Origin of the sequence: Rhodanobacter sp. Root480, from assembly GCF_001426645.1 — a bacterium.
Classification (GTDB): Bacteria; Pseudomonadota; Gammaproteobacteria; order Xanthomonadales; family Rhodanobacteraceae; genus Rhodanobacter; species Rhodanobacter ginsenosidimutans.
This window is the reverse complement of record NZ_LMEX01000001.1, coordinates 1258111-1282937: the sequence shown is the minus strand read 5'-3', so window position 1 is coordinate 1282937 and position 24827 is coordinate 1258111. Positions and strand designations below refer to the sequence as shown.

21 protein-coding genes and 1 tRNA gene are annotated in these 24827 nt (G+C 63.9%); 21 read left to right on the top strand and 1 reads right to left on the bottom strand.

What is annotated here, in order from left to right:
- Nucleotides 1-4 precede the first annotated feature (4 nt).
- From nuoH to gyrA, 20 genes are all read left to right on the top strand, one after another.
- Complete coding sequence (nuoH, locus tag ASD22_RS06035) at nt 5-1033, top strand: NADH-quinone oxidoreductase subunit NuoH (RefSeq protein WP_056081034.1); 1029 nt, start codon at nt 5-7, stop codon at nt 1031-1033.
- A 3-nt stretch (nt 1034-1036) separates the two neighbouring features.
- On the top strand, nt 1037-1528 hold the full coding sequence (gene nuoI, locus ASD22_RS06030) for an NADH-quinone oxidoreductase subunit NuoI (protein WP_056080215.1): 492 nt from the start codon (nt 1037-1039) through the stop codon (nt 1526-1528).
- A 9-nt stretch (nt 1529-1537) separates the two neighbouring features.
- Complete coding sequence (locus ASD22_RS06025) at nt 1538-2182, top strand: NADH-quinone oxidoreductase subunit J (RefSeq protein WP_056080209.1); 645 nt, start codon at nt 1538-1540, stop codon at nt 2180-2182.
- Complete coding sequence (gene nuoK, locus ASD22_RS06020) at nt 2179-2484, top strand: NADH-quinone oxidoreductase subunit NuoK (RefSeq protein ID WP_007081808.1); 306 nt, start codon at nt 2179-2181, stop codon at nt 2482-2484. The genes ASD22_RS06025 and nuoK overlap by 4 nt, the downstream gene beginning before the upstream one ends.
- A gap of 127 nt (nt 2485-2611) precedes the next feature.
- Entirely contained in the window at nt 2612-4651 is a 2040-nt protein-coding gene (gene nuoL, locus ASD22_RS06015; protein ID WP_056080206.1) for an NADH-quinone oxidoreductase subunit L, read from the top strand.
- Between the two features lie 14 nt (nt 4652-4665).
- The gene (locus ASD22_RS06010) at nt 4666-6174 is read left to right on the top strand and encodes an NADH-quinone oxidoreductase subunit M (RefSeq protein ID WP_056080203.1); all 1509 of its coding nucleotides are present in this window, start codon (nt 4666-4668) and stop codon (nt 6172-6174) included.
- Between the two features lie 18 nt (nt 6175-6192).
- Nucleotides 6193-7647 (top strand): NADH-quinone oxidoreductase subunit NuoN, encoded by a 1455-nt coding sequence (gene nuoN, locus ASD22_RS06005; protein WP_056080199.1) that lies wholly within the window; start codon nt 6193-6195, stop codon nt 7645-7647.
- Between the two features lie 80 nt (nt 7648-7727).
- Nucleotides 7728-7804 (top strand) — tRNA-Met (locus tag ASD22_RS06000).
- Between the two features lie 196 nt (nt 7805-8000).
- Complete coding sequence (gene rimP, locus ASD22_RS05995) at nt 8001-8534, top strand: ribosome maturation factor RimP (RefSeq protein ID WP_056080196.1); 534 nt, start codon at nt 8001-8003, stop codon at nt 8532-8534.
- 105 nt (nt 8535-8639) lie between these two features.
- On the top strand, nt 8640-10145 hold the full coding sequence (gene nusA / locus ASD22_RS05990) for a transcription termination factor NusA (protein WP_056080194.1): 1506 nt from the start codon (nt 8640-8642) through the stop codon (nt 10143-10145).
- Between the two features lie 127 nt (nt 10146-10272).
- The gene (infB, locus tag ASD22_RS05985; RefSeq protein WP_056080191.1) at nt 10273-13086 is read left to right on the top strand and encodes a translation initiation factor IF-2; all 2814 of its coding nucleotides are present in this window, start codon (nt 10273-10275) and stop codon (nt 13084-13086) included.
- Between the two features lie 135 nt (nt 13087-13221).
- Nucleotides 13222-13602, top strand: a complete 381-nt coding sequence (rbfA, locus tag ASD22_RS05980) for a 30S ribosome-binding factor RbfA (protein WP_056080187.1) — start codon at nt 13222-13224, stop codon at nt 13600-13602.
- A gap of 29 nt (nt 13603-13631) precedes the next feature.
- Entirely contained in the window at nt 13632-14618 is a 987-nt protein-coding gene (truB, locus tag ASD22_RS05975) for a tRNA pseudouridine(55) synthase TruB (RefSeq protein ID WP_082520168.1), read from the top strand.
- A gap of 106 nt (nt 14619-14724) precedes the next feature.
- Complete coding sequence (gene rpsO, locus ASD22_RS05970; protein WP_007081817.1) at nt 14725-14994, top strand: 30S ribosomal protein S15; 270 nt, start codon at nt 14725-14727, stop codon at nt 14992-14994.
- A gap of 85 nt (nt 14995-15079) precedes the next feature.
- The gene (gene pnp / locus ASD22_RS05965) at nt 15080-17185 is read left to right on the top strand and encodes a polyribonucleotide nucleotidyltransferase (protein ID WP_056080181.1); all 2106 of its coding nucleotides are present in this window, start codon (nt 15080-15082) and stop codon (nt 17183-17185) included.
- A 142-nt stretch (nt 17186-17327) separates the two neighbouring features.
- On the top strand, nt 17328-18476 hold the full coding sequence (locus tag ASD22_RS05960) for a poly(R)-hydroxyalkanoic acid synthase subunit PhaE (protein ID WP_235577541.1): 1149 nt from the start codon (nt 17328-17330) through the stop codon (nt 18474-18476).
- A gap of 9 nt (nt 18477-18485) precedes the next feature.
- Nucleotides 18486-19550, top strand: coding sequence for a class III poly(R)-hydroxyalkanoic acid synthase subunit PhaC (locus ASD22_RS05955; protein WP_056080176.1), 1065 nt, complete (start codon nt 18486-18488; stop codon nt 19548-19550).
- Between the two features lie 69 nt (nt 19551-19619).
- The gene (gene mtnA, locus ASD22_RS05950) at nt 19620-20642 is read left to right on the top strand and encodes an S-methyl-5-thioribose-1-phosphate isomerase (protein WP_056080174.1); all 1023 of its coding nucleotides are present in this window, start codon (nt 19620-19622) and stop codon (nt 20640-20642) included.
- Between the two features lie 18 nt (nt 20643-20660).
- Entirely contained in the window at nt 20661-20825 is a 165-nt protein-coding gene (locus ASD22_RS16655; protein ID WP_156458951.1) for a hypothetical protein, read from the top strand.
- Between the two features lie 117 nt (nt 20826-20942).
- Complete coding sequence (gyrA, locus tag ASD22_RS05945; RefSeq protein ID WP_056080171.1) at nt 20943-23588, top strand: DNA gyrase subunit A; 2646 nt, start codon at nt 20943-20945, stop codon at nt 23586-23588.
- 63 nt (nt 23589-23651) lie between these two features.
- Here the strand turns inward: gyrA and ASD22_RS05940 are convergent, their stop codons facing one another.
- A complete protein-coding gene (locus ASD22_RS05940; protein ID WP_056080169.1) occupies nt 23652-24149 on the bottom strand; it encodes a peroxiredoxin in 498 nt (165 codons plus the stop codon).
- A 163-nt stretch (nt 24150-24312) separates the two neighbouring features.
- Here ASD22_RS05940 and ASD22_RS05935 point away from each other — a divergent pair, with 163 nt between their 5' ends.
- The gene (locus ASD22_RS05935; RefSeq protein ID WP_056080166.1) at nt 24313-24780 is read left to right on the top strand and encodes an Hsp20/alpha crystallin family protein; all 468 of its coding nucleotides are present in this window, start codon (nt 24313-24315) and stop codon (nt 24778-24780) included.
- Nucleotides 24781-24827 lie beyond the last annotated feature (47 nt).

Sequence of the window (24827 nt, the reverse complement as noted above, 5' to 3'; positions counted from 1 at the left end):
CATCATGGCTGATCAACTCATCAACCAGGTCTTGTGGCCGGTGATCTACATCCTGTGCATCGTGCTGCCGCTGGTGATCGCGGTCGCCATGTTCGTGTACTGGGAGCGCAAGGTCATCGGCTGGATGCACGTGCGCCTGGGGCCGAACAAGATCGGCCCGTTCGGCATCCTGCAGGCCTTCGCCGACGTGGTGAAGTTGCTGATCAAGGAAGTGATCCTGCCGACCAAGGCCAATCGCTTCCTGTACTTCCTGGCGCCGTTGATCGCGCTGATACCGGCGCTGGCCGCGTGGGCGGTCATTCCGTTCAGTGGCCAGATGGTGCTGTCCAACGCGAACGCCGGCATCCTGTACCTGCTGGCGATGACCTCGATGGGCGTGTACGGCATCATCATCGCCGGCTGGGCATCCAACTCGCGCTACGCGTTGCTGGGTGCGATGCGCTCCGCCGCGCAGGTGATTTCCTACGAGTTGGCGATGGGCCTGTGCCTGGTCTGCGTACTGGTGCTGGCAGGCAGCCTCAACCTGACCGAGATCGTCAACGCGCAGGCCGGCAGCAAGGGCATCCTCGAGTGGTTCATGTGGCCGCTGTTGCCGGTGTTCGTGATCTATTTCATCTCCGGCGTGGCCGAGACCAACCGCGCGCCATTCGACATGGCCGAGGGCGAGTCGGAGATCGTGGCCGGTTTCCACGTGGAGTATTCCGGGTCGGCGTTCGCGATCTTCTTCCTGGCCGAATACGCCAACATGATCCTGATCAGCTTCCTGGCCTCGATCCTGTTCCTGGGCGGCTGGCTGTCGCCGTTCCCGGCGTCGTGGGGCTTCATCGGGCACGGCGGCTTCATCTGGCTGTTCATCAAGGCCTTCATGATGAGCTTCCTGTTCCTGTGGTTCCGCGCCACGTTCCCGCGTTATCGCTATGACCAGATCATGCGGCTGGGCTGGAAGGTGCTGATCCCGATCGCGATCGTCTGGGTGATGGTGGCCGGATGCCTGAAGTATTTCGACGTGGTGACCGTCGGGATGGGAGCGTAAGCCGTGAATACGATGATCCGTTTTTTCAAGAGCCTGCTGCTGATCGAGCTGTTCCAGGGCATGGGCCTGACCATGCGCTACATGTTCAAGCCGAAGTACACCGTGCGCTACCCGATGGAGCACATCCCGAAGTCGAACCGCTTCCGCGGCCTGCATGCGTTGCGTCGCTACGCGAACGGCGAGGAGCGCTGCATCGCCTGCAAGTTGTGCGAGGCGGTGTGCCCGGCGCTGGCGATCACCATCGACTCGGCGCCGCGCGAGAGCGACGGGCAACGCCGCACCACGCGTTATGACATCGACCTGTTCAAGTGCATCTATTGCGGTTTCTGCGAGGAAAGCTGCCCGGTGGATTCCATCGTCGAAACCTCGATCCACGAGTACCACTTCGAGAACCGCGGCGAGAACGTGGTGAACAAGCAGCAGTTGCTTGCCATCGGCGACCGCTTTGAACAGCAGATCGCCGCCGATCGCGCGCAAGACGCGGCGTACCGCTGAGGCCTTTTGATGAATCCCCAAACGCTGCAACTCATCTGTTTCTACGCCTTCAGCTTCGTCACCGTGGCCGCGGCGCTGTCGGTGATCTCGCTGAAGAACACCGTGCATGCCGTGCTCGCGTTGGTGCTCACGTTCTTCAGTGCCGCCTGCCTGTGGCTGCTGCTGGAGGCCGAGTTCCTGGCGCTGGCGTTGATTGTGGTCTACGTCGGCGCGGTGATGGTGCTGTTCCTGTTCGTGGTGATGATGCTGGACATCGACCAGGAAAAAATGCGCGAAGGCTTCGTCAAGTTTCTGCCCGTCGGCCTGATCGTGGCGGTGGTGATGCTGGTGGAAATGCTCGGGCTGGTCGGCGTGCGCGCGATGAACGCCCATGTGCTGGGGGAAAACCCGGCCGTGGCGGCGGGCATGTCCAACACGGAGTGGTTGGGCCATGCCCTGTACACCACGTTCCTGCTGCCGTTCGAGATCGCCGCGTTGATCCTCACCGTGGGCGTGGTCGCCGCCGTGGCGCTGACGCTGCGCGAGCGTCGCGACGCCCGCTACGAGACGCCGAGCCAGCAGGTCAGGGTCGATCCGCGCAACCGCGTGCGCATCGTGAAGATGGCCGCCGTCCGTCCGGATGAACCGACCGCCAGCCAGGAGCCGCAGCCATGATTTCGCTCGCGCACTACATCGTGCTGGGCGCGGTGCTGTTCTGCATCGCCGTCGCCGGCCTGTTCATCAACCGCAAGAACGTGATCGTGCTGTTGATGTCGATCGAGCTGATGCTGCTCGCCGTCAACATGAACTTCGTGGCGTTCTCGCGGTTTCTGGGCGACGTTTCGGGGCAGGTGTTCGTGTTTTTCATTCTCACCGTGGCTGCGGCGGAAGCTGCCATCGGCCTGGCGATCCTGGTGTTGCTGTTCCGCAACCGCAGCACGATCAATATCGCCGACATCGACAGCATGAAGGGGTGAGGCCGGAGCGACATGCCTGTGGCATGTCGCGCCAGGCCGAACGGCCGGACAGGACGTCCGGCCCGGCGCCCAGCACCATGGACGGTTCCTCGCAAGAAACTCCGGGTCACGCAGCAATGGAAGAACAATGGCGATATCCACAAACATCCTGCTGATCATCGCGCTGGCGCCGCTGGTGGGCTGCCTGCTGGCCGGCTTCCTGGCGCGCTTCATCGGCCGCATCGGCGCGCACAGCGTCACCATCCTCGGCGTGGCGGTGTCCTGCGCGCTGTCGTTCCTGGTGCTTTACCAGCTGACCGTGGGCGGCGCGGCCGAATACAACCAGAACCTCTACACCTGGTTCCAGATCGGCCACTTCAACGCCAGCGTCGGTTTCATGGTCGACCGCCTCACCGCGATGATGCTGGTGGTGGTGAGCTTCGTATCGTTGCTGGTGCACGTGTACACCATCGGCTATATGCGCGATGACCCGGGCTACACGCGCTTCTTCAGCTACATCTCGCTGTTCACCTTCTCGATGTTCATGCTGGTGATGAGCAACAACTTCATGCAGCTGTTCTTCGGCTGGGAAGCGGTGGGCCTGGTGTCGTACCTGCTGATCGGCTTCTGGTACAAGCGCCCCACCGCGATCTTCGCCAATCTCAAGGCGTTCATGGTCAACCGCGTGGGCGACTTCGGTTTCCTGCTGGGCATCGCCGCGGTGCTGTATTTCCTGGGCACGCTGGATTACGCCACCGCGTTCGCCAACGCGCCATCCCTGGTCGGCCGCACGCTGCAGATCACGGCCGGTACACAGTGGGACGCCGCCACGGTGATCTGCATCTGCCTGTTCATCGGCGCCATGGGCAAATCGGCGCAGGTGCCGTTGCACGTGTGGCTGCCCGACTCGATGGAAGGCCCTACGCCGATCTCCGCCTTGATCCACGCGGCCACCATGGTGACCGCCGGCATCTTCATGGTGTCGCGCATGTCGCCGCTGTTCGAGCTGTCGTCCACCGCGCTGAGCTTCGTGCTGGTCATCGGTGCCACCACCGCGCTGTTCACCGGGTTGATTGGCATAGTCCAAAACGACATCAAGCGGGTGATCGCGTATTCCACGCTGTCGCAGCTGGGCTACATGACGGTGGCGCTGGGCGTGTCGATGTATTCGGGCGCGGTGTTCCATCTGATGACGCATGCGTTCTTCAAGGCGCTGCTGTTCCTGGGCGCCGGCTCGGTGATCATCGCGATGCACCACGAGCAGGACATGCGTTACATGGGCGGCCTGCGCAAGTACATGCCGATCACCTGGATCACCATGTGGGCGGGCTCGATCGCGCTGGTGGCGGTGCCGTTTACCTCGGGCTTCTATTCCAAGGACGCGATCATCGAGGCGGTGGGTGAATCCCATCGATGGGGTGCGCATTACGCCTATTTCTGCGTGATGGCCGGCGTGCTGGTGACCGGGTTGTACACGTTCCGCCAGATGTACCTGACGTTCCACGGCAAGGAGCGCTTCACCATCGCCGAGCATCATGGCCATGGTCACGATCATGACGATCACGGCCACCACGAGCCGGGCGTGCTGGCGCATGCGCCGAAGGAATCGCCGTGGGTGGTGACGTTGCCGCTGGTGCTGCTGGCCATTCCGTCGCTGCTGGTGGGCTTCTTCACCATCGGGCCGTTGCTGTTCGGCAACTGGTTCGGCAGCGCGATCCACGTGGAGGCCGCCAACGACGTGCTGGCCGAAATGGGCGCCGAGTTCCATGGCCCGCTGGCGATGGCACTGCATGGCTTCACCCAGATGCCGTTCTGGCTGCTGCTGGCGGCGTTCATCATCTGCACCTATATCTACCTGTTCAACCCGGCCATGGCCGGCAAGATCAAGGCGGCGCTGAAGCCGCTGTGGACGGTGCTTGACCGCAAATACTGGGTCGACAACGTGTACTTCGCGCTGTTCGCCCGTGGCGGCGTCATGCTCGGCCGCGGGTTCTGGAAGGCGAGCGAGCGTGGCGTCATCGATGGCGCGATGGTCAACGGTTCGGTGGGCGTGGTGCATCGCATTGCCGCTGCCATGCGCCGGCTGCAGTCGGGCTACCTCTATCACTATGCCTTCGCGATGATTCTCGGCCTGATCCTGCTGCTTGGCGGGTACTGGCTGGTGGGTCCCGGGCTGGCCGGGCAATAAGGGAAACGGGATCGATGTTCAATCACTTGCTCAGCCTGCTGATCTGGCTACCCGTCGTTGGTGCCATCCCGGTGTTGTTTGCCGGCTCGGCCCGACCCAACCTTGCACGCTGGCTGTCGATGCTGGTGGCCGTGCTGACCTTCGTCGCCAGCCTGTTCCTGCTGGTGCGGTACAACGCCGATACCGGCGGCATGCAGCTCACCGAAAGCTATTTGTGGATCGCTTCGTGGGGCGTGCATTACGGCCTCGCGGTCGACGGCATCTCGGTGGCGCTGATCGTGATGACCACCTTCGTGGGCATCCTGGTGATCGCCGGCGCGTGGGAAGTCATCCAGGACAGGCCGCACCTGTACATGGCCGCGATGCTGATCCTCGAAGGCCTGCTGATCGGCGTGTTCTGCGCTACCGACGCGCTGCTGTTCTATGCGTTGTTCGAAGCCATCCTGATTCCGATGTTCATCCTGATCGGCATGTGGGGTGGCCCGCGGCGCGTGTATGCCACGCTGAAGTTCTTCATCTACACGTTCTTCGGCTCGGTCTTCATGCTGATCGCGCTGCTGTACCTGTACCAGAAGGCCGGCACGTTCGACCTGGCCACGCTGGCGGCGCTGCCGCTGACGTTCAAGGAGCAGGCCTGGATATTTTTCGCGTTCCTGATCGCGTTCGCGATCAAGGTGCCGATGGTGCCGGTGCACACCTGGTTGCCGGATGCCCACGTGGAGGCGCCGACCGGCGGCTCGGTGGTGCTGGCGGCGGTGATGCTGAAGGTCGGTACCTACGGCATGCTGCGTTTCATCCTGCCGATCGTGCCCGACGCGGGCGCGCACTTCGCCTGGCTGATCATCGTGCTGAGCCTCATCGCGATCGTCTACATCGGCTATGTGGCGCTGGTGCAGGAGGACATGAAGAAGCTGGTGGCGTATTCGTCCGTGGCGCACATGGGCTTCGTCACGCTGGGCATCTTCATCGCCTTCGCGCTGGTGCGCGAGCAGGGCAGCACCGACATGGCGCTGCTGGGCATGCAGGGCGCGATGGTGCAGATGATTTCGCACGGCTTCGTCTCCGGCGCGATGTTTACCTGCATCGGCGTGATGTACGACCGCATGCATACGCGCCAGATCAAGGATTACGGCGGCGTCATCAATGCGATGCCGTGGTTCGGCTTCTTCTATGTGCTGTTCGCGATGGCCAACTGCGGACTGCCGGGTACCAGCGGTTTCGTGGGCGAGTTCATGGTGATCCTGGCCAGCTTCGCCGCCAGCCCGTGGATCGCGTTGTTCGCCGCGTTCACCCTGATCATCGGCGCGGGCTACACGCTTTGGCTGGTCAAGCGCGTGCTGTGGGGTGAGATCACCAACCCGCACGTGGCGGAAATGAAGGAGATCAATGGTCGCGAGACCTTCGTGCTGGTGGCGTTCGCCGCCGCCGTGCTGGCGCTGGGCATCTGGCCGCAACCGCTGATCCACCTGATGGACAGCTCGGTGTCGCAGCTGGTGCAGCAGCTCGCCATTCACAAGATTTGATCGGGACACGGACACACCATGCCAACTTTGAATGACATCCTGATCCTGCTGCCGGAGTTCTACCTGGTGGCGGCAGCGTGCTTGCTGTTGCTGCTGGACGCCTTCATGAAACCGGCGCAGCGTCCGTTGTTGCACTGGATCTCGATCGCGGTGTTGCTGGTGGCGATTTACCTGGTGATCGCGGGCCAGCCGGATCGGGCGGTGACCGCATTCGGCGGCATGTTCGTGCGTGATGACGTGGCGGAGATCATCAAGGTCTTCGCGCTGGGCACCACGGCCATGATCTTCGTCTATGCGCGTCCGTACCTGATCGACCGCAAGCTGCTCGGTGGCGAGTTCTACACGCTGATGATCTTCGCCGTGATCGGCATCATGCTGCTGGTTTCGGCGGGCAACCTGGTCACCGTCTACCTGGGCCTGGAACTGCTCTCGCTGTCGTCGTATGCACTGGTGGCCCTGAACCGCGAAGCGAAGCTGCCGTCCGAGGCGGCGATCAAGTACTTCGTGCTGGGTGCGCTGGCGTCGGGCATGTTGCTGTACGGCATGTCGATGGTCTACGGCGCGTCGGGCATGGGCGGCACGCCCACCCTGGAGCTGGCCCAACTGAGCCATGTGATGGGCTACACCACGGCACCCACGCTGCTGCTGTTCGGCCTGATCTTCATGATCGTCGGCATCGGCTTCAAGCTGGGTGCCGCGCCGTTCCACATGTGGATTCCCGACGTCTACCAGGGCGCACCCACGCCAGTGACCACCTTTGTCGCCGCCGGTTCGAAACTGGCCGCGTTCGGCATGGCGTATCGCGTGCTGGCGGACGGCATGGGCGATCTGGCGCAGCATTGGCAGCTGATCCTGGCGGTGCTGGCGGTGTTGTCGCTGGCGATCGGCAACCTGGTTGCCATCGTGCAGACCAACCTGAAACGCATGCTGGCCTATTCCACCATCTCGCACATGGGCTATCTATTGCTGGGCCTGTCCGCAGCCGGCCCGGAAGGCTACGCCGCGGCGTTGTTCTACGCGATCTGCTACGCATTGATGGGTGTGGCCGCGTTCGGCGTGATCCTGGCGATGAGCCGGGCCGGGTTCGAGTGCGAGGAGATCGCCGACTTCAAGGGCCTTGCCCGCAAGGCGCCGTGGATGGCGTTCCTGATGTTGCTGGCAATGTTCTCGCTGGCCGGCGTGCCGCCGCTGTTCGGATTCTGGGCCAAGGTGCTGGTGCTGGAAGCGGCCATCCATGCGGACATGCTGTGGCTGGCGATCGTCGGCATCGTGTTCGCCATTGTCGGCCTGTACTACTACCTCTACGTCATCAAGGTGATGTATTTCGATGCGCCGGAAGAGGGTGGCGCACTGCAGGTGCAGCAGGACAAGCCGCTGCGCCTGGTGCTGTCGCTGAACGCACTTTCGCTGCTGGCGCTGGGACTGTACTGGGGGCCGTTGCTGGCCTGGTGCCGTCGCGCGTTCGGCGTGTAAGGGAATGCGGCGATTTGCGGAAATAATGGCGCCGAAGCTTGCAAGAAACCGGCCATTACGTTAATATCTTCGGACTCTGATGCGGGGTGGAGCAGTCTGGCAGCTCGTCGGGCTCATAACCCGAAGGTCGCAGGTTCGAATCCTGCCCCCGCTACCAGATCTTTCTTGATGCAAGAAAGCCTCCTCGTGAGGCTTTTTTGTTGGGCGCAAGGATGCGTAGTGCCGGGCGGCAAGTTTCGCCAGGGCACCGGAAGGAGCTGCACGAGGAGGAACATCGGCGACACAGGGAAATGGGCCGTTGGAGCCCATTTTTTGTTTCTGCCGTTCTGAGAGTGAGCCGGGAATAACGACCCATGGATACACAGGCACTGGCACAGCGTTTCAACGAGGTTCTGGCCGATCTGGGCCTGGAATGCCTTGGCGTGGAGTTCAACCCGTCGCAAGGGCAGAGTACCCTGCGCATCTACGTGGACCTGCTGGACAAGAGCGGCGCCGATGGTGAGCGTCGTGAGGTCGGCATCGAGGATTGCGAAAGCGCCAGCCGCGAGTTGTCGGCGCTGCTCGATGTGGAGGATCCGATCCCCGGCCATTACGTGCTGGAGGTTTCCTCGCCCGGTATTGATCGCCCGCTGTTCACCGCCGCGCAATTTGCGAAGGTCGATGGGCAGGAAGTGAAGGTGCTGCTGAAGGCACCGCTGGAAGGGCGCCGTCGCCTGCGCGGCAAGCTGGCATCGGTGGAAGGCGAGCACATCGTGCTGGAAGCCGAAGGCAAGACATTCGAATTCGATCATGCACTGGTGGAAAGCGCGCGTGTGGTGCCGGACTGGGTGGCGCTGGGTTATGCGCCGCAGCCCAAGCCCGGCGGCAAGGTGTCCGGCAAAAAGTGATTCGATGCGGCCTGACCATGGCCGCGTTCCAGGTTTTGTGTTCCGGGACGAACACAACAATTTCAACCATCGGTATCCGCACGTGATGCCTACGGAGTTGCTGCAATGAGCAAAGAACTTTTGCTGGTCGTCGACGCGGTCGCCAATGAAAAGGGCGTGCCGCTGGAAGTGATTTTCGAGGCGATGGAGGCCGCGCTGGCTTCGGCCGCGAAGAAGCGCTACCCCGAAGAAGAGCCCGACGTGCGCGTGTCGATCGACCATGACACTGGCGAATACGAAACCTTCCGCCGCTGGGAAATCATTGCCGACGATGGCGAGATGGAATCGCCGTCGTATCAACTGCGCCTGATGGATGCGCTGGACGTGCGCGCGGATGCCCAGGTGGGTGAATACATCGAGGAGCAGGTCGAGAACGCCGAGTTCGGCCGTATCGCAGCGCAGGCCGCCAAGCAGGTAATCGTGCAGCGCGTACGCGAAGCCGAGCGCCAGCAGGTGGTCGATGCGTTTGTCGATCGCGTGGGCGAGCTGGTCACCGGCATCGTCAAGCGGGTCGAGCGCGGCAACATCTATCTGGATCTGGGCAGCAACGCCGAGGCCTTCATTCCGCGCGACAAGACGATTCCGCGTGAATCGGCCCGCGTCGGCGATCGCGTGCGCGGTTACCTGTATGAAGTGCGTTCGGAACCGCGCGGCCCGCAGCTGTTCGTGTCGCGCGCGGCGCCGGAATTCATGATCGAGCTGTTCAAGCTGGAAGTGCCGGAAGTCGGTCAGGGCCTGGTCGAGATCAAGGGTTGCGCCCGTGATCCGGGCGACCGCGCCAAGATCGCCGTGCTGGCCCACGACAGCCGCACTGATCCCATCGGCGCCTGCATCGGCATGCGCGGCTCGCGCGTGCAGGCGGTGTCGAACGACCTCAACGGCGAGCGCGTCGACATCATCCTGTGGCACGAGAACCAGGCGCAGTTCGTCATCAATGCGATGGCGCCGGCCGAAGTGCAGTCCATCATCATGGACGAGGAAAAACACTCGATGGATATCGCGGTGGCCGAGGACAAGCTGTCCCAGGCGATCGGCCGCGGTGGCCAGAACGTGCGCCTGGCCAGCAAGCTGACGGGCTGGCAGCTCAACGTGATGACGCAGGACCAGGTCACCGCCAAGAGCGAGAGCGAGCAGGACGCCGCCCGCCAGTTGTTCATGGACAAGCTCGAAGTGGATCAGGAAATCGCCAACATCCTGGTGCAGGAAGGCTTCTCCAGCGTCGAGGAAATTGCCTACGTACCCAGCGCCGAGCTGCTTGCCGTGGAAGGCTTCGACGAGGACATCGTCGAGGAACTGCGTGCGCGCGCCCGCGATGCCCTGCTGACCGAGGCGCTGGCCGCGGAAGAGGGGGTCGATGAGGGCGAGGGCTCCGGTGATCTGCTGGCGCTCGAAGGCATGGACGAATCGCTGGCGCTGGCACTGGCCGCGCGCGAAGTTTTCACGGTGGACGACCTGGCCGACCTGGCCGTGGACGACCTGATCGATATCGAGGGCATGGACGAGGCGCGCGCGGCGGCGCTGATCATGTCCGCGCGCGCACCGATGATCGAGCGACTGGAGAAGGGCGGCTAACCGCGGTTGGCGGCGCCCTGGACGGGCGCACCAGGAAAGGCCTTCGGGCCTTTCACCACGGATGGAGGTGGCGGCGCAGACAATGCCGCACAGACGATAAGCGCGGGAACGGCGGAGCAACAAAACGATGTCGGACGTCACGATCAAACAACTCGCCCAGGTATTGGGCATGCCGGTGGACAAGCTGCTGACGCAGCTTGGCGAAGCGGGCATGAAATTTTCCGACCAGGAGCAGGTCATCAGCAGCACCGAGAAGGTGAAGCTGCTGGGCTTCCTGCGTCGCACGCATGGCAAGGGCGACACCGCGGCCGAGGCCGACGCCAGTGCACCCAGGCAGATCACGCTGAAGCGACGCACGGTCGGCGAATTGAAGGTCGCCACGCCCGGTGCGCGCGGCGCTGCCGGTACCGCCAAGACGGTGAATGTCGAAGTGCGCGCCAAACGCACCTACGTCAAGCGCAGCGTGATCGCCGAGGAAGCCAGTACCGAGCCCGAGCGCGAGGAGGCCACGCGCAAGCTGCAGGAATCGCAGCAGCAGCGCGAGCAGGAAGAGAACGATCGTCGCGAGCAGGAAGCACGGCGCCAGCAAGAAGCGCAGCAGCGCGCTCAGGAAGAAGAGCAGAAACAGCAGGCCGCCGAAGCCCAGCGTCGGGCGCAGGCCGAGGCGGAAGCCGCCGCCGAGCAGGCACCGGTTGCAGCGGAGGCTGCCGCAGCGGCGCCTGACGCTCCCGAGGTCGAGCCCGCACATGATGCCGCGGATTCGTCCGTGGTCCAGCGGATGGACCAGCGCGAGCTGGGCATGATCCTTCCGCGCATCCACGAGCCGCGCAAGCGCGAAAAGCTGGTCAAGCCGGCCCCGGTACCCGCTCCGGCGCCAGCGCCAGCCCCCGCGCGTGCGGCGGCAACGCGCCCCGCAGCCGGCGCGAGCGATACGGCAGCAGCACCCGCCAGCGATGCCGGGCGCGGCAAGGCCAAGCACGCCCGTGGCGGCGAGCGTGGGGATGCGAGCGGCAAGCGTTTCGCCGGCGGCGAACTGCACCTCAGCGAGGCCGATCGCGCCCGCCGTTCCAGCAACAACAAGCGTGGCAAGCCCGGCCGCAGCAGCGGTCGCGATGCCATGCGCAGCAGCCACAGCGCGCCCAGCGGCCCGCATGGCTTCTCGCGCCCCACCGCGCCGGTGGTGCGTGAGGTGATCGTCAGCGATGCCAACATCGTGGCCGAGCTGGCGCAGAAAATGGCGGTCAAGGGTTCGGAGGTGGTCAAGGCGCTGTTCAAGATGGGCGTCATGGCGACCATCAACCAGACCATCGACCACGACACCGCGGTGCTTGTGGTCGAAGAACTCGGTCACGTGCCAGTGGCCGATACGCAGAACAACGCCGAGGAAACGCTGGCCGCACACACCCAGAACGTGGAGCTGGAAGGCGAGAAGAGCACTCGCCCGCCGGTGGTCACCATCATGGGCCACGTCGACCACGGCAAGACCTCGTTGCTCGATTACATCCGCCGTACCAAGGTGGCTTCCGGTGAAGCCGGCGGCATTACCCAGCACATCGGCGCGTATCACGTGAAAACGTCGAAGGGCGTGATCACCTTCCTCGATACCCCGGGCCACGCGGCGTTCACCTCGATGCGCGCCCGTGGTGCGCAATCGACCGACATCGTGATCCTGGTGGTGGCCGCCGACGACGGCGTGAAGCCGCAGACGATCGAGGCGGTCAAGCATGCGCGCGCCGCCAAGGTGCCGCTGATCGTGGCTGTCAACAAGATGGACAAGGACGGCGCCAACCCGGACAACGTGAAGCAGGGTCTGGTGGCGCAGGAAGTGGTGCCGGAAGACTGGGGCGGCGACGTGCAGTTCGTGCCGGTGTCGGCCAAGACCGGCATGGGCGTGGAGGATCTGCTGGACGCCATCTCGATCCAGGCTGAAGTGATGGAGCTGAGTGCCGTAGTCGATGGCCGCGCCTCGGGCGTGGTGATCGAGTCCAGCCTCGATCGCGGCCGCGGTCCGGTGGCCACCGTGCTGGTGCAGCAGGGCACGCTGAAGAAGGGCGATTTCATCGTCTGCGGCATCGAATACGGCCGCATGCGCGCGCTGATTGACGAATCGGGCAAGCAGGTTGCTGAAGCTGGTCCGTCGATTCCCGTGCAGGTGCTCGGCTTGTCCGGCGTGCCGGAAACCGGCGACGACTTTGTCTGCGTCGAGGACGAGCGGCTGGCCCGCGAAGTGGCTGAGGAACGTCAGCAGAAGCGTCGCGAAACGCGCATGGTCAGCAAGGCCAACCGGCTCGAGGACATCATTGCCAAGATGGGCCAGGGCGAAGAGCAGCAGACGCTCAACATCCTGGTCAAGGGCGACGTGCAGGGCTCGGTCGAAGCGTTGCGCGAGTCGCTCACGCAGATCGGCAACGAGCGCGTGCGCGTCAACGTGGTTTCCTCCGGCGTCGGTGGCATCACCGAGTCGGACGCCACCCTGGCAGCCGCATCGAAGGCGTTGGTCATCGGCTTCAACGTGCGCGCCGATGCGTCGGCACGCAAGGTCATCGAAACCAATGGCCTGGACGTGCGCTACTTCTCGATCATCTATGACGTGATCGATCAGGTGACGCAGGCGGCTACCGGCCTGCTCGGCATGGAAGTGCGCGAGGACATCATCGGCATCGCCGAGGTGCGCGACGTGTTCCGCAGCTCCAAGTTCGGCGCCGTGGCCGGTTGCATGGTCACCGAAGGCACGGTCAAGCGCAGCAAGCCGATCCGCGTGTTGCGCGACAACGTGGTGATCTTCGAAGGCGAACTGGAATCGCTGCGCCGCTTCAAGGAGCTGGTGGACGAAGTGCGCAACGGCATGGAATGCGGTATCGCCGTCAAGCAATACAACGACGTCAAGGCCGGCGACCAGATCGAATGCTTCGAGCGTACCGAGGTGGCTCGTACGCTGTAACGCGGAGCGTTACAGCGTGGGAATCGGGAATGGGGAATCGGGAATCGTAAAAGCCGGTTCTCCCTCGATTCCCGGTTTCGCGCGTTCCTGGCTCTTGCCATTCCCTATTCTCCATTCCCCATTCCCGGCCCCTCTATGCCCTCCCGCGATTTCAAACGTACCGACCGCATAGGTGCTGAACTGCGCCGCGAACTCGGTTTGCTGGTGCATGCCGCCGTGCGCGATCACGGCTTGCCGTCGGTCAGCGTCTCGGACGTGGAGATCACGCGCGACCTGGATTGGGCCACGGTGTGGGTGACCGCACTGCTGCCCGACCAGGGCTTGCCCGCGGTGAAGGCGTTGAACCAGATCAGTCACGAGATCCGGCATTCGCTGGCGCACAGCGGCATGCGCATGCGTCGCGTGCCGGAGCTGAAGTTCAAGTACGACGACTCGGTCGACAAGGGCGAGCGCATCGACACGCTGCTGCGCGAGCAGGCGCGTACGCTGCCGCCGGCCGACGACAAGCAGGATTGACGGAAGGTCGAGTGGCATCCCGTGCTTCGATAAACCGGTCTGCGCGTATCCAGTGGCGTGACTTGCATGGCATCGTGCTGCTCGACAAGCCGATGGGCGTGAGCTCCAACCAGGCGTTGCAGTCCGCGCGCCGACTGTTTCGCGCGGCCAAGGGTGGCCATGCCGGCGCACTCGATCCGCTGGCGACCGGGTTGCTGCCACTATGCTTCGGCGAGGCCACCAAGTTGGCCGGTACCCTGCTGGGTTCACGCAAGGCGTATATCGCCGAATGCCGCCTGGGCATCACCACCGATACCGCCGATTGCGAAGGCGAAGTCCTGCAGCAACGTCCCGTGCCGCCACTCGACGCCGCCGCGATCGAGGCGGCGCTGGTGAAGCTGCGCGGCCGCATCCTGCAGGTGCCGCCAATGTACTCGGCGCTCAAACGCGACGGCGAACGGTTGTACGAGAAAGCACGTCGCGGCGAAACGGTTGAGGTGGAACCGCGGGAAGTCGACGTGTATCAGCTGGAATTGCAGGCGCGTACGGATGACACGTTGCAGTTGCTGGTCGAATGCGGCTCGGGTACCTACGTGCGTGCGCTGGCCACGGCCCTGGGCGAGGATCTGGGTTGCGGCGCCCATCTGACCGCATTGCGCCGCACCTGGGTTGAACCCTTCCGCGAACCGCGCATGATGACACTGGAGGATTTGCAGCAGGCCGCCGAGCAGGGTGACGACGTGCTGCTGTCGCAGATGCTGCCGGTGTCCGCGGGCCTGTCGGACATCCCCGCCGTGCAGCTCGATGAAACGCAAAGCATGGCGATTGCCCGCGGCCAGCCGGTGCAGTTGGACGCATCGTTGCCGACCGGTCGCTGTGCGGCATTTGCCAGCGATGGCGCGTTGCTGGCGGTGCTCGAGCTGGATGCACAACGGCAAACCCGCATCCTGCGCGGCTTCAACCTGCCGCCGGATGACGATTTGCGGCGAAAAAGCCGCTCTGCTCTTGTTGTAACACCGCTCCGGTCAGTAGAATAGACAAGTTATTTCAACGCTTTCACTCATCTAGGCGAAGCTTGCGCTTGTGTCATCGCTGATGATGCAAGCGCAAGCTTCGCATCGCCTTTTCAAGGAAACGTACTCCATGTCTCTTACCGCAGAACAGACCGGCAAGATCATCGCTGATTTCGGCCGCGTGCCGAACGATACCGGTTCGACCGAAGTCCAGGTGGCCCTGCTGTCCGCTCGCATCGAGCACCTCACCGGCCACTTCAAGGATCACAAGCAGGATCACCACTCCCGCCGTGGCCTGCTGAAGCTGGTCAACCAGCGCAAGCGTCTGCTGGCGTATCTGAAGGATCGCGATCTCGCCCGTTACCAGACCCTGATCGAACGCCTCGGCCTGCGTCGCTGATTCGCGCGCGTTCCTGCGTGAACGCAAGGATCAAGAAGCGCCCGTCGCAGGGCGCACTTCTTCAATCAGATCAGGAATCAAACACGTGGCAAAAGTAACCAAGTCATTCCAGTACGGTAATCACGAAGTCACACTGGAGACGGGCGAAATTGCCCGCCAGGCATCCGGTGCGGTCATGGTCAGCATGGGCGGCACCGTGGTGCTGGTCACCGCCGTGGCGGCCACCAAGCAGAAGGAAGGGCAGGATTTCTTCCCGCTCACCGTCGACTATGTCGAGAAGTTCTATTCGGCCGGTCGCATCCCCGGTGGCTTCTTCAAGCGTGAAGGCCGCCCGACCGAAAAGGAAACGCTGACCTCGCGTCTGATCGATCGCCCGGTGCGTCCGCTGTTCCCGGATGACTTCAAGAACGAAGTGCAGGTCATCGCGCAGGTCGTGTCGCTGAACCCGGAAGTGGACGGCGACATCGTGGCCCTGCTGGGTGCGTCCGCCGCGCTGAGCCTGGCCGGCATCCCGTTCAAGGGCCCGATCGGCGCCGCCCGCGTCGGTTACGCCAACGGCCAGTACCTGCTGAACCCGACCGCCACCGAACTGAAGACCTCCGATCTCGACCTGGTTGTCGCCGGTACCGCCGGTGCCGTGCTGATGGTGGAGTCGGAAGCCAAGCTGCTGTCCGAGGACGTGATGCTGGGTGCCGTGATGTTCGGTCACCAGCAGATGCAGACCGCCATCCGCGCCATCGCCGAGCTGGCCACCGAAGCCGGCAAGCCGTCGTGGGACTGGAAGGCGCCGGCCCGCGACGAGTCGCTGGTTGCCGCCGTCAAGGGTGCCGTCGGCGATCAGCTGGCTGCAGCGTTCCAGGTGCGCGACAAGCTGGAGCGTCGCGACGCGATCTCCGCGATCAAGTCCGACGTGCTGGCCGGCCTCAAGGCGCAGGCCGAAGAGAAGGGCTGGGCGTCCGCTGCGATCGCCAAGGAATTCGAGGAACTCGAATACCACACCATGCGCGACAGCGTGCTGAAGACCAAGGTCCGCATCGACGGCCGTCAGCTCGACGACGTGCGCGCCATCTCGGCCCGCATCGGCGTGCTGCCGCGCACGCATGGTTCGGCGCTGTTCACCCGTGGCGAAACCCAGGCGCTGGTCGTCATCACGCTGGGCACCACGCGCGACGCGCAGATCATCGACGCCCCCGGCGGCGAGTCGAAGGACCCGTTCCTGTTCCACTACAACTTCCCCCCGTTCTCGGTGGGCGAAGCCGGCCGTTTCGGCGCGCCGAAGCGTCGCGAGATCGGCCACGGTCGCCTCGCCAAGCGCGGTGTGCAGGCGGTCAAGCCGACGATCGAGGAATTCCCGTACGTGGTGCGCGTGGTCTCGGAAATCACCGAGTCCAACGGCTCCTCGTCGATGGCTTCCGTGTGCGGTTCCTCGCTGGCGATGATGGATGCCGGCGTGCCGCTGAAGGCGCCGGTGGCCGGTATCGCCATGGGCCTGGTCAAGGAAGGCAACGACTTCGTCGTTCTCAGCGACATCCTGGGTGATGAAGATCACCTCGGCGACATGGACTTCAAGGTGGCCGGTAGCGCCGATGGCATCTCCGCGCTGCAGATGGACATCAAGATCGACGGCATCACCGAAGAGATCATGAAGGTGGCACTGGCCCAGGCCAAGCAGGGGCGCCTGCACATCCTGGGCGAGATGGCCAAGTGCCTGAGCACGGCTCGCACGGAAATGAGCGAGTTCGCACCGCGCCTGCTGACCATCAAGATCCACCCGGACAAGATCCGCGAAGTGATCGGCAAGGGTGGCGCCACGATCCGCTCGATCACCGAGGAAACCGGCACCACCATCGACATCAGCGACGACGGCACCATCATCGTCGGCTCGGTCAATCGCGAGGCGGCCGAAGCGGCGAAGAAGCGCATCGAGCAGATCACCTCCGACGTGGAGCCGGGTCGCATCTACGAAGGCAAGGTCGCCAAGCTGATGGACTTCGGCGCGTTCGTCACGATCATGCCGGGCAAGGATGGTCTGGTGCACGTGTCGCAGATTTCCGATGAGCGCGTCGAGAAGGTGTCCGACAAGCTGAAGGAAGGCGACATCGTCAAGGTCAAGGTGCTCGAGGTCGACAAGCAGGGCCGCATCCGCCTGTCGATGAAGGCGGTGACCGACGAGGAACGCGCCAGCGTCTGAGGCGTTTCGCGTTGAACACCAGAAGGCCCGGTATTTCGATACCGGGCCTTCTGCGTTTTCGGTCCGCCATGCCATCCGCTGCGCTAAGATCGTGGCCATCAATGGACGAGGAATCGAGATGGCCCCTCCGGCGGATTTTCAGATGCCCGATTTTCTCAAGCCGGGGATCGATGCGGATTTCCTGCGCGATTTCCAGACATTGGCACAGCAGTCGTGGGATGCCTGGTTGCGCCAGCAATCGGCGTCGACGGGCGCTGGCAATCCATCGTTTGGTGCCGCCCCCAATGCCGCCGCCGGCAACGAGGTGCTCGATCGCACGCTGGCGGGATTGAAGAGCTATTTCGAATGGATGCAGGGCGTGACTGCGGGTGCCGCCGGCGTCCCCGGTGCCGACTGGCAACAACAGGTGCAGCAACTGTTTGGCGGCGCGCAGCAACCGTTTGCGCAGGCTTTCCAGCATATCGATGGCGCCGGGATGGAAGGTTTTGCCGGCAAGTGGCATTCCTGGCTGCAGGGAATGCAGCCTGCCGATGCCATGGCGTCCGGCCCCACTCCTGCTTTCGGGCAGGATCGCGAGCAGCAGATGCAGCGTCAGGCGCTGGCGGCGGCGATGCTGGAGTCGATGCAGGCCAGCGCGCGCTACCAGGCGCTGATCCAGCGTGCCAACACGCAAGGCATGCAGAAACTGCAGGACAAGCTGGCGGAACACGCCGAACCCGGCCGCCAGATCGAGTCGCTGAAGGCCTTGTACGACCTGTGGGTGGACGCGGCCGAGGAAGCGTATGCCGAGATCGCGTTGACGGAGGAATTTCGCGAAGCCTATGGCGCCATGGCCAACAGCCAGATGCGGGTGCGCAGCTTGCAGCAACAGCAGACCGAGCAACTGTGCCAGCAATGGGGTCTACCGACGCGCCGCGAGATGGACACGCTGGGTGAGCGCCTGCAGCAGGTGCGGCGCGAGGCGCAGGCATCCCGTGCCGGCACGGCAGTCGACCGCTCTGAGGAGATCGCCGATCTGCGCCGGGAGGTGGCCGAGTTGCGCCGTCAATGGGCCGCTGCGGGGGTGAAGCCTGTTCCCGCCAGGCGATCAACTGCAAAGAAGGCGACGGCGAAAGCTGCCGCGAAGGCATCGCGTTTGGCCGTAAAGAAGGCTGCAACCGCAAAACCGGTGGCAACAAAAAAAGCCGCCGTCAAAAGATCCGCGCCCCCCGCGTCGCGAAAGCCCGCAGGCAAGCCAGCAGTTCGCAAATCGTCCACGACGCGCACCCCCGCGCCACGCAAGCGCAAATAAGGAGTATCCATGTACACGCCGCTGCGCATCGATCCCACCCGCGCGCTTGCCGACATCAACACGTTCCAGCGCAAGCTGGCCGCCGGTATGGGCCATCTGCGCAACATGCGCGAGCCCGACTACGCCAACACCCCGCGCGAACTGGTCTACAGCGAGGACAAGCTCAAGGTCTGGCACTTCACGGGCGCCGCGCCCACCTCGAAGACACCGCTGCTGATCGTCTATGCGCTGGTCAATACGGTGTGGATGACCGACCTGCAGGCTGACCGCTCGATGGTGCGCAACCTGCTGGAGCAGGGCGAGGACGTCTATCTGATCGACTGGGGTTATCCCGACGGCGCCGACCGCTGGCTGACCCTGGACGACTACATCAACGGCTACCTCGACCGTTGTGTGGACGTGGTGCGTCAACGGCACGATCTCGAGGCGATCAACCTGCTCGGCATCTGCCAGGGCGGTGCGTTCTCGCTGTGCTATGCCGCGCTGCATCGGGACAAGGTGAAGAACCTGATCACCATGGTCACCCCGGTGGATTTCCAGACTCCGGACAACATGCTGTCGCACTGGTGCCGCAACCTCGATGTGGACCTGTTCGTCGACACCATGGGCAACATTCCCGCGGGGCTGATGAATTACGTCTACCTCACGCTGAAGCCGGTGCGGTTGAACCAGCAGAAATACATCGGCATGGTCGACATCCTGGACAACCCGGTGGAGCTGGAAAACTTCCTGCGCATGGAGCGCTGGATCTTCGATTCGCCGGATCAGGCCGGCGAGGCGTTCCGGCAGTTCATCAAGGATTTCTACCAGGGCAACAAGCTGATCAAGGGCACGCTGGAGATCGGCGGCCAGCGCGTGGATCTGGGCAAGGTGACCCAGCCGGTGTTGAACATCTTCGCCGAACAGGATCATCTGGTGCCGCCGGATGCCTCGCGCGCTCTTGGCGAACATGTCGGCAGCAGCGACTACACGCAGCTGGCATTCAAGGGCGGCCACATCGGCATCTACGTATCCGGCCGCGCGCAGCGCGAGGTGCCGCCGGCGATCCATCAATGGTTGCGTGCGCGGCAGTAATCGCCTTGTTGGCGCGCTGCTTTACCTATGGCTCACCCCCGAGGCGCGGAGCTCCCCTAAAATAGGGGGATGACCCAGACCCCATCGGCAACCCACGACACCATCCGCGCCGTGCAATGGCGTGGCGATCACCTGTGCCTGCTCGATCAGCGCCTGCTTCCCGCGGAAGAACGCTGGATCGAATGTCGGGACACCGCGCAGGTCACCACTGCGATCCGTGACCTCGCCGTGCGCGGAGCGCCGGCCATCGGTATCGCGGCGGCGTGGGGCGTGGCGATGGCCGCCCGGCAACAGGCGCCGCTGGACGATGCCTTGGCGATGTTGCGCGCCGCGCGGCCCACTGCGGTCAACCTGATGTGGGCGCTGGACCGCATGAAGAAGCGCATCGCCGCCGGTGCCGATGCTGATGCGTTGCTGCGCGAGGCGCAGGCGATCCAGGATGAGGACCTGGCCGCCAACCGCCGGATGGGCGAGCTGGGCGCCGGCTTGATCACGCCGGGCTCCGGCGTGTTGACCCATTGCAACACCGGGTCATTGGCCACCGCTGGATTCGGCACGGCGCTGGGTGTGATCCGTGCCGGTGTTGCGGCGGAACGCATTGTGCGCGTGTACGCCGGCGAAACCCGCCCGTGGCTGCAAGGTGCGCGGCTCACCATGTGGGAACTGGTGCGCGATGGTATTCCCGCGCAACTGATCGCCGACTCCGCGGCGTCGCACCTGATGAAGTCCGGCGCGGTGCAATGGGTGATCGTCGGCGCCGACCGGATCGCCGCCAACGGCGATGTTGCCAACAAGATCGGTACCTACCAGTTGGCGATCGCCGCGAAATACCACGGCGTGAAGTTCATGGTGGTGGCGCCGTCCTCGACCATCGACATGGCGACCGCCACCGGCGAAGAAATCGAGATCGAGCTGCGCGATGCCACCGAGCTGCTCGGCATCGCCGGCCGGCGCACGGTGGTCGAGGGTGCGCAGGCGTGGAATCCCGTATTCGACGTGACACCGGCGGAGTTGATCGACGCGATCGTCACCGAGCGGGGCGTGATCGAGCGGCCGAGCGTGCTGGCGATGCAGGCGATGTTCGGCAGCTGACGCTGCGCAAGCAAGTGCGTGAGCGGCAAAAAAGACGCCCGCACTCTTTACCGTTTCGCCGCCATTTTCGCGGCGCTGAAAGTCACTGTTCCGGCGCCTTTGCGCTTCCACTTCCAGCAGCCCGCGGAGCACTTTCCCGTGGCGGGGATGTGTCGTCGTAAGTTATTGATCGAAAAGCATTAAATACTGTCTTTTTGGGGCTGCGCGTGGTACACTCCGTGGGTTGATTTCGGGCCATCGGCGCATGCCGCTCCAGGCGCGTCGCCAGCGCCCCTTTTTCATACCCAGGGAAGCCGATTAATGGCAGAACTCGCCAAAGAAGTCATACGCGTCAATATCGAAGACGAGATGCGCCAGAGTTACCTCGATTACGCCATGAGCGTCATCGTGGGGCGCGCTCTACCGGATGTCCGTGATGGGTTGAAGCCCGTGCATCGCCGTGTGTTGTTCGCGATGAACGAACTGGGCAATGTGTGGAACAAGCCCTACAAGAAGTCGGCCCGCGTGGTCGGTGACGTCATCGGTAAATACCATCCGCATGGCGATCAGTCGGTCTACGACGCGATCGTGCGCATGGCCCAGCCGTTCTCGCTGCGCTACATGCTGGTCGATGGCCAGGGCAACTTCGGCTCGGTCGATGGCGACAACGCCGCGGCCATGCGATACACCGAGGTGCGCATGTCGCGCCTCACGCATGAATTGCTGGCGGACATCGACAAGGACACCGTCGATTTCGGCTTCAACTACGACGAGAGCGAGCGTGAGCCGCTGGTGTTGCCCTCGCGCGTGCCGAACCTGCTGATCAACGGTTCGGCCGGTATCGCGGTCGGCATGGCCACCAACATCCCGCCGCACAACCTCAACGAGGTGATCGCGGCAACCATCGCGTTGATCGACGAGCCGTCGCTCGGCATCGACGACTTGATGCACTACATCCCGGGTCCGGATTTTCCGACCTGCGGCATCATCAACGGTTCGTCCGGCATCATCGAGGCGTACCGCACCGGTCGCGGGCGCATCCTGGTGCGCGCCAAGGCGGAGGTGGAAACCGACGCCCATGGTCGCGAGACGATCCTCATCCACGAGCTGCCGTACCAGGTGAACAAGGCGCGGCTGATCGAGAAGATCGCCGAGCTGGTGAAGGAAAAGAAGCTCGAGGGCATCAGCGAGCTGCGCGACGAGTCGGACAAGGACGGCATGCGCGTGGTCATCGAGATCCGCAAGGACGCGATGGGCGACGTGGTGCTCAACAACCTGTTCCAGCAGACGCAGTTGCAGGTCACCTTCGGCATCAACATGGTGGCCCTGCTGGATGGCCAGCCCAAGCTGCTGAACCTCAAGGACATCCTTGAAGCGTTCATCCGCCATCGCCGCGAAGTGGTTACCCGCCGCACGATCTTCGACCTGCGCAAGGCGCGTGCGCGTGCGCATATCCTCGAAGGCCTCACGGTGGCGCTGGCCAACATCGACGAGATGATCGAACTGATCAAGACCTCGTCGTCGCCGGCCGAGGCGCGCGAGCGAATGGTGGCGCGGCGTTGGGAAGCCGGGCTGGTACGTGCGCTGCTTTCGGCCACCGGTGCCGAAGCGTCGCGGCCGGAGGAAATGGATCCGCGCGATGGCCTGAAGGACGATGGCTACCAGTTGTCCGAGGCGCAGGCGCTGGAAATCCTGGCGATGCGGCTGCACCGCCTCACCGGCCTGGAGCAGGAAAAACTCTCCGACGAATACCGGCAGATCCTGGAGACCATCCGCGGCCTGATCGAGATCCTGGAGAATCCCGCACGCCTGCTGGAGGTGATCCGCGAGGAGCTGGAGGCCGTCAATGCCGAATTCGGCGACGCCCGCCGCACCGAGATCCAGCATTCGCAGGAAGATCTCAACGTGCTGGACCTGATCGCGCCGGAGGACATGGTGGTCACCTTGTCCCACACCGGCTACGTCAAGCGCCAGCCGGCCAGCACGTATCGCTCGCAGCGGCGCGGTGGCAAGGGGCGTTCGGCGTCGGCCCTGAAGGAAGAGGATGTCGTCGAGCAGTTGTGGGTGGTGAACACGCACGACACCTTGCTGACGTTCACCAGCACTGGCCGCGTCTACTGGCTCAATGTGTACCAGATCCCCGAGGCGAGCCCGGGCGCGCGCGGCAAGCCGATCGTGAACCTGCTGCCGCTGGGTGAGGGCGAACACGTGCAGGCGGTGCTGCCGATTCGCGACTACAGCGACGACCGCTACGTGTTCTTCGCCACCCGCCAGGGCACGGTCAAGAAAACGCCGCTGAGCGAATTCGCGTTCCAGCTGCAAAAGGGCAAGCTGGCGATTCGCCTCAACGACGACGATGCGCTGGTCAACGTGGAGCTTACCGACGGCAACAGCGATGTCCTGCTGTTCGCCTCCAATGGCAAGGTCAACCGCTTCGACGAGAACACCGTGCGCTCGATGGGCCGTACCGCCGCTGGCGTGCGGGGCATGAAGCTGGCCAAGGATGCCCACGTGGTGTCGCTGATCGTGGCGGCCGAAGGCGACATCCTCACCGCCACCGAACGCGGCTATGGCAAGCGCACCCCGCTGGTGGAGTTCACCAAGAAGGGGCGTGGCACGCAGGGCGTCATCGGCATCCAGTGCTCCGAGCGCAACGGCGCGCTGGTCGCCGCCGCCCAGGTCACCGAGGAGCACGAGCTGATGCTCATCTCCGATCAGGGCACGCTGGTACGCACCCGCGTGGCGGAGGTTTCGCAACTGGGTCGCAATACCCAGGGCGTCACCCTGATCCGCCTGCCCGCCGACGAAAAGCTGGTCAGCGTGATGCGGCTCGATGCGGAAGAGGATTCCGCCGAAGAGGGTGCTGCCGTGGATGGCGACGCACCGATGAATGGAGGCGGCAGTGACGCAGCCGAGGGAAGCCCGGAAGTGACTGATCCGACCGAGACGGACCCGACGGAAGAGTGATTCCACCGCGTCTCTGAAGCAAAGGCCCCGGCAATGCCGGGGCCTTTTGCATGAGGGGCTTCGTCAGCTGGCCAGGCCCGACGCGTCGATCGCCGCCAGCATCGCCTCGGCCGTGGATACGCGCAGTTCACCCGGCGCCTCGACGTGCAGCAGCCGCACCTCGCCGTCGTCCGCGTACAGCGCAAAACGCCGCGTACGCACGCCCATGCCGAAGGCCGAGCCATCGAATTCCAGGCCCAGCGCGCGGGTGAAGCCGGCGTTGCCGTCGGCAAGCATCAACAGGCCCGGTGGTGTCTGCAGTGATGCCGCCCATGCCCGCATCACGTGTGCATCGTTGACCGCCAGGCACATCAGGTCGATCCCGCGAGCCTTGAAATCATCGGCGTGGTGGATGTAGCCGGGTACATGCAAGGTCGAGCAGGTGGGCGTGAAGGCGCCGGGGACGCCCACCAGCACGGTCTTGCGGGTGGCGAACAGTTCGCCGGTGTGGCGCGACTGGACATCGCCGTCGATAACCCGGATCGCCACGTCGGGGAGTTTGTCGCCTGGCTGGATGGGCATGTGCAAAGCCGGTAATCAGGAAGTGTGATGCTACGGCATACGCCAGGTGAACGGGGTAGCGAGGGGCCGCGCGGCAAGCGTGCCATTGCCTTGAATCGCCCGCGGAAGCACCTACTTTCACTGCAGGCGGCGACGGGCCGCATTCATCTTGAGGAGACGTGCAATGAACCTGGGTCGTCATTCCATCTGGAACGCGAGCAATGCCCTGCCTGAGGAAATCCGCCAGGCGTTCGACCGCTTCCTGCAACCGGCAGACAGTGATGCATCCAACGTGGTCACCAGCCAGTGGGCGCCGCGGGTGGACATTCGCGAGGACGAGCAGCGCTTCGTGATCCTGGCGGATATCCCCGGCGTGGATCCCGCGCAGATCGAAGTGAGCATGGACAAGGGCATCCTCACCATCAAGGGTGAGCGCGAAGCCGATCTCGGCGCCGAGGGCAGCGAGGCCACCAAGGGCAAGTTCACCCGGGTCGAGCGGGCGCGCGGGGCATTCCACCGCCGCTTTGCCCTGCCGGACAGTGCCGACGCCGAGGGCATCACCGCCAACGGCAAGCTCGGCGTGCTGGAAATCGTGATCCCGAAAAAGGCACTGGCAACGCCGCGACGCATTACCATCAACACCGGCCATTGAGCCGGCCGGCCACGGGCCGGACTATGTTGCATGAACACCCGCGGCGG